The sequence below is a fragment of the Ramlibacter sp. genome (assembly GCF_035706265.1).
Classification (GTDB): Bacteria; Pseudomonadota; Gammaproteobacteria; order Burkholderiales; family Burkholderiaceae_C; genus Ramlibacter.
The window spans coordinates 1-4,544 of the sequence record NZ_DASSVG010000047.1; the positions used below are offsets into that span (position 1 = coordinate 1).

Consider the following 4,544-nt stretch of genomic DNA (forward strand, 5'->3'; position numbering starts at 1 on the left):
GCAGGCGGCGCGCGCCGGCGGCTGGCTGCCCTTCGACCGCTACATGGCGCTGGCGCTCTATGCGCCGGGCCTGGGCTACTACGCCAATGCCTCGCGCAAGTTCGGCCACCTGCCGTCCTCGGGCAGCGATTTCGTCACCGCGCCGGAGATGAGCCCGCTGTTCGGCCGCACGCTGGCCGCGCAGCTGGGCGAGGCGCTGGAGCGCACCGGCACGCGGGAAGTCTGGGAGTTCGGCGCCGGCTCGGGCGCGCTCGCGCGCGAGCTGATGCAGTCGCTGGGCGAGCGCATCACCCGCTACACCATCGTGGAGCTCTCGGCCAGCCTGCGCGAGCGCCAGCAGCAGGCGCTGGCGCCGTGGGGCGCTCGCGTGCAGTGGGCGAGCGAACTGCCCGCGGCGCTGCACGGTGTGGTGGTGGGCAACGAGGTGCTCGATGCCATGCCGGTCAAGCTGCTGGCCCGCAAGGGCGGTGTGTGGCATGAGCGCGGCGTGCGCGTCGAGGGCGACGCACTGGCCTGGGACGACCGCCCGACCGACCTGCGGCCGCCGCTGGAGCCCGCCGGTCCGCAGGACTACCTGACCGAGATCCATCCGCAGGCCGAAGCCTTCATCCGCACGCTGGCCGAGCGGCTGCAGGCCGGCGCCGCCTTCTTCATCGACTACGGCTTTCCGGAAGCCGAGTACTACCACCCGCAGCGCCACATGGGCACGCTGATGTGCCACCGCGGCCACCTGGCCGACCCCGACCCGTTGGATGCGCCGGGCGAGAAGGACATCACCGCGCATGTCGATTTCACCGGCATCGCCGTGGCGGCGCAGGAGGCGGGGCTGCTCACGCTGGGCTACACCACGCAGGGCCGCTTCCTGCTGAATGCCGGCATCACGACCCACCTGGAACAGGCTTCGCAGCAGGAACGCATCGCCGCGCAGCGCCTGGTGGCGGAGCACGAGATGGGCGAGCTGTTCAAGGTGATCGCCTTCCACCGCGGCCCGTTCTGGGATGCGCTCGGCTTCCGCCAGGGCGACCGCACCCACACGCTGTGAGCGATTGCGGGCACACTAGGACAAAGCAATGATTCGCTGGGTCATCGTCGTCTTCCTCGCGCTGATGCTGATCAGCTGGTTCTCGCCCATCCTGCAGAAGCTCGGCTTCGGCAAGCTGCCGGGGGACCTGCGCTTCAAGCTGTTCGGGCGCGAGTTCTTCGTCCCGCTCACGTCCACCATCCTCCTGAGCATGGTGGCCGCGGCCATCGCCCGCTATCTCTGAAGCCATGAAAGCCTGCGTCGACATCGGCGGCACCAAGATCGCCGTGAGCCTCAACAGCGGAGCCGGGCTGGACCTGCTCGGCAAGCGCGCCGAGCCGACCGCCAAGACCGGCAGCAACGACGCGGTGGCGCAGCAGGTGATCCGCATGATCGACGAGGCGGCGCGCGAGGTCGGCCTCGATCCGGCGGTAGTGCAGCGGGTGGGCGTGTCCTCCGCCGGCCCCTTCGTGCTGAACGCGGGCCTGGTGGAACTGGCCAGCCCCAACATCTGCGGCGGCATCGCCGGACCGGCGCGCGGGTTGCCGAACAACTGGATGACGGCCACGCTGGAAGGGCCGCTGCGGCGCCGCTTCAGCGCCGGCGTGCGGGTCGAGAACGACGCCGTCTCGGCGCTGGAAGCCGAGCGGCGCTGGGGCGCGCTGCAAGGCTACGAACACTGCGCCTACGTCACCTGGAGCACCGGCGTCGGCATGGGCCTGTGCGTGGACGGCCGCGTGCTGCGCGGCAAGAACGGCAACGCCGGCCACGGCGGCCACATGTTCGTGATCGACAACGACGACGCCCTGTGCGGTTGCGGCAACGTGGGCGACCTCGAAGCGCTGGTGGCGGGCAACGCGGTGGCGCGCCGCTTCGGCGCCGATGCGGCCACGCTGATGCAGCGCGCCCGCGGCGGCGATCCCGCGGCGGCCGGCATCGTGCAGGAGCTGTGCCGCATCATGGGCCGCGCCCTCTACAACATCACGGCCACGCTCGACCTGCAGCGCATCTCGCTGGGCGGCAGCGTCTTCCTGCACAACCAGGAATACCTCTTGCCGCGATTGCAGGCGGAAGTGGCGGGCAAGTTGCCGGCACTCACCAACGGCTGCGAGCTGGTGCCGGCGGGCCTGGCGGAGCGCGTGGGCGACTACGCGGCGCTGGCGCTGCTGGTCTGAAGAGCCGCGGCCACGGTCTGCGCGCGGGCCTGCTGGATCTGCTCGCCGATGCGCTCGCCGCCCAGGCCCTGCTCGCGCGCGCGCGCCGCGATGGCCGCGGTGTCCACCGCCCGCGCCGCCTGCAGTGCGGCCAGCAGCCGATCGCGCTGCGGATAGGGCTGCTCCTGCATGCCGAGCCGGCCGCGCGCGTCGCACTCGCAGGCCTGCAGCACCTGCTCGAAGCGCTGCGGCTTGCGGAAGGCATCGCAGCGTTCCAGCAGCCGCACCACGGCGGCGGCGCCGTATTCGCCGCTGCGGTGGATGTTGCCGTGCTCGCGCGCGACCACGTCGGCCAGCTCGCGGCATTCGTTGGGAACGCGCAGGCGGTTGCACACCGTCTTGAGCAGGTCGGCGCTGCGCTGCTCGTGGCCGATGTGCCGGGGCAGTACTTCGGGTGGGGTCGTGCCCTTGCCCAGGTCGTGCGTGAGGCAGGCGAAGCGCACGGGGAGCGGCGCGCGCAGGCGCGCCGCCATGTCCAGCACCATCATGTTGTGCACGCCGGTGTCCACCTCGGGGTGGTAGTCGGCGCGCTGCGGCACGCCCCACAGGCGGTCCACCTCCGGCAGCACGCGCTCCAGCGCACCGCAGCCGCGCAGCACGTCGAACATGCGCGAGGGATGGTCCTCCATCAGGCCGCGCGCGAGCTCCTGCCAGACGCGCTCGGGCACCAGGTGGTCCGCCTCGCCCTCGGCCACCATCTCGCGCATCAACCGCATGGTCTCGGGGGCGAGCGTGAAGTCGTGGAAGCGGGCGGCGAAGCGGGCCACGCGCAGGATACGCACCGGGTCTTCGCGGAAGGCAGTGGTCACGTGGCGCAGCACGCGCGCCTTCAGGTCGCGCTGGCCGCCGAAGGGATCGATCAGCGTGCCGTCGGGGGCCTGGGCGATGGCGTTGATGGTGAGGTCGCGCCGGGCCAGGTCCTGCTCCAGCGTGACGTCAGGCGACGCGTGGAAGGCGAAGCCGCGGTAGCCCCGGCCGGTCTTGCGCTCGGTGCGCGCGAGCGCGTGCTCCTCGCGCGTGCGCGGGTGCAGGAAGACGGGGAAGTCCTTGCCCACCGGCAGGTAGCCGGCGGCGATCATCTCCTCGGGCGTGGCGCCGACCACCACCCAGTCGGTGTCGTTCACCGGCAGGCCGAGCAGGGCATCGCGCACCGCGCCCCCGACGCGGAAGCTTCGCATGGGGGCAGTTTAGCGGCGCTGCGCGCCGTAGGGGCTAGCCCCTGGACTTCCGGTACGGCTCGTCGAAAGGCACGAAGTCGTGTTCGGCCAGCGCGTCCGCAACCCAGGACTTCACCGCGCTCAGGGCGCAGACGCGTTCGATGTAGGCAGCGGCCTCCGCCGACACGGGCAACCCGTACGTGCGGATGCGCATGCACACCGGCGCATAGAAGGCATCGGCGATGCCGAACTCGCCGAACAGCATCGGCCCCTCGTGCTCGGCGAGCAGGTCGGACCACATCTGCGTGATGCGTTCGACGTCCGCGCGCACGTCGGCCTGCTCGGTCCACACCTTTTTGCCCACCTGCGGCAGCGAGGCCTCGATGTTCATCCCGCAGTGGCTGCGCAGGGCCGTGAAGCCGGAGTGCATCTCCGCGCAGACGCTGCGGGCCCGCGCGCGGGCGCGCGCGTCGCGCGGCCACAGGGCCCGCTCGGGGAACTTCTCCGCCAGGTACTCCGCGATGGCGAGCGAATCCCACACCGCGAAGCCTTCGTCCACCAGCACCGGCACCCGGCCGGCGGGGTTGACCTTCAGCATCGTTTCCTTGAACTTCGAGCCGGCGTCGAAGGCGTCGAAGCGCACCTTGCGCTCCTCGAAGGGCAGCTGCGCCTGCTTCATCAGCACCCAGGGGCGCATCGACCAGGACGAATAATTCTTGTTGCCGATGTAGAGGGTCAGCATCGCGGCTCCTTTGCGGTTCTGGCCGCGATCCTAGCCCGAGAGCGGCCGCCATTGATGCAAAACCTCATGGCGATTGATGCGGTGCGGGTTAGCATGGGCCATGACGCTCCAGGACCTGACCTTCGCGCCCGTGCACCAGCTGGTGCGCGGCCTGCAGCAGCGGCGTGTCTCGCCGGTGGACCTCGTCGAAGCCTGCCTCGAACGCATCGAGGCGCTCGAGCCCCGGCTGCACGCGTACACGGAAGTCTTCGCGCAGGAGGCGCGGCTCGCCGCGGAGGCAGCCGATACGGCGATCCGCGCCGGCCACGCCGTCGGGCCGCTGCACGGCATCCCGATCGCGCTGAAGGACCTGGTGGAGATCGAGGGCAAGGTCGCGACCGGCGGCAGCGCGGTCTGGCGCGACCGCGTGG

General features: G+C 71.1%; 6 protein-coding genes. 4 read left to right on the forward strand and 2 right to left on the reverse strand.

Annotated elements, in window-relative coordinates; genetic code table 11:
* The 3 genes from VFM98_RS01650 to VFM98_RS01660 form a co-directional block, all read left to right on the forward strand.
* Window positions 1–1,042, forward strand: a 1,042-nt coding sequence (locus VFM98_RS01650; protein WP_325108148.1) for a class I SAM-dependent methyltransferase, incomplete at its 5' end; no start/stop codon positions are given.
* A 28-nt stretch (window positions 1,043–1,070) separates the two neighbouring features.
* On the forward strand, window positions 1,071–1,265 hold the full coding sequence (locus tag VFM98_RS01655) for a DUF2905 domain-containing protein (RefSeq protein ID WP_325108149.1): 195 nt from the start codon (window positions 1,071–1,073) through the stop codon (window positions 1,263–1,265).
* A gap of 4 nt (window positions 1,266–1,269) precedes the next feature.
* Window positions 1,270–2,196, forward strand: coding sequence for an ROK family protein (locus VFM98_RS01660; RefSeq protein ID WP_325108150.1), 927 nt, complete (start codon window positions 1,270–1,272; stop codon window positions 2,194–2,196).
* Here the strand turns inward: VFM98_RS01660 and VFM98_RS01665 are convergent.
* Both VFM98_RS01665 and VFM98_RS01670 read right to left on the reverse strand, forming a co-directional pair.
* The gene (locus VFM98_RS01665) at window positions 2,169–3,413 is read right to left on the reverse strand and encodes a multifunctional CCA addition/repair protein (protein WP_325108152.1); all 1,245 of its coding nucleotides are present in this window, start codon (window positions 3,411–3,413) and stop codon (window positions 2,169–2,171) included. The two genes, VFM98_RS01660 and VFM98_RS01665, sit on opposite strands and share 28 nt — an antisense overlap.
* 34 nt (window positions 3,414–3,447) lie before the next feature.
* The gene (locus VFM98_RS01670) at window positions 3,448–4,134 is read right to left on the reverse strand and encodes a glutathione S-transferase family protein (RefSeq protein WP_325108153.1); all 687 of its coding nucleotides are present in this window, start codon (window positions 4,132–4,134) and stop codon (window positions 3,448–3,450) included.
* Between the two features lie 100 nt (window positions 4,135–4,234).
* Between VFM98_RS01670 and VFM98_RS01675 the strand changes: the two genes are divergently transcribed.
* Window positions 4,235–4,544: amidase family protein (locus VFM98_RS01675; RefSeq protein ID WP_325108154.1), on the forward strand; the 310-nt coding region annotated here is incomplete at its 3' end.

What these genes read in the sequence shown, in the direction of transcription:
- VFM98_RS01665 (WP_325108152.1), bottom strand. Translation starts at nt 3,413, where the DNA reads ATGCGAAGCTTCCGCGTCGGGGGCGCGGTGCGCGATGCCCTGCTCGGC.
- VFM98_RS01670 (WP_325108153.1), bottom strand. Translation starts at nt 4,134, where the DNA reads ATGCTGACCCTCTACATCGGCAACAAGAATTATTCGTCCTGGTCGATG.
- VFM98_RS01660 (WP_325108150.1), top strand. Translation starts at nt 1,270, where the DNA reads ATGAAAGCCTGCGTCGACATCGGCGGCACCAAGATCGCCGTGAGCCTC.
- VFM98_RS01655 (WP_325108149.1), top strand. Translation starts at nt 1,071, where the DNA reads ATGATTCGCTGGGTCATCGTCGTCTTCCTCGCGCTGATGCTGATCAGC.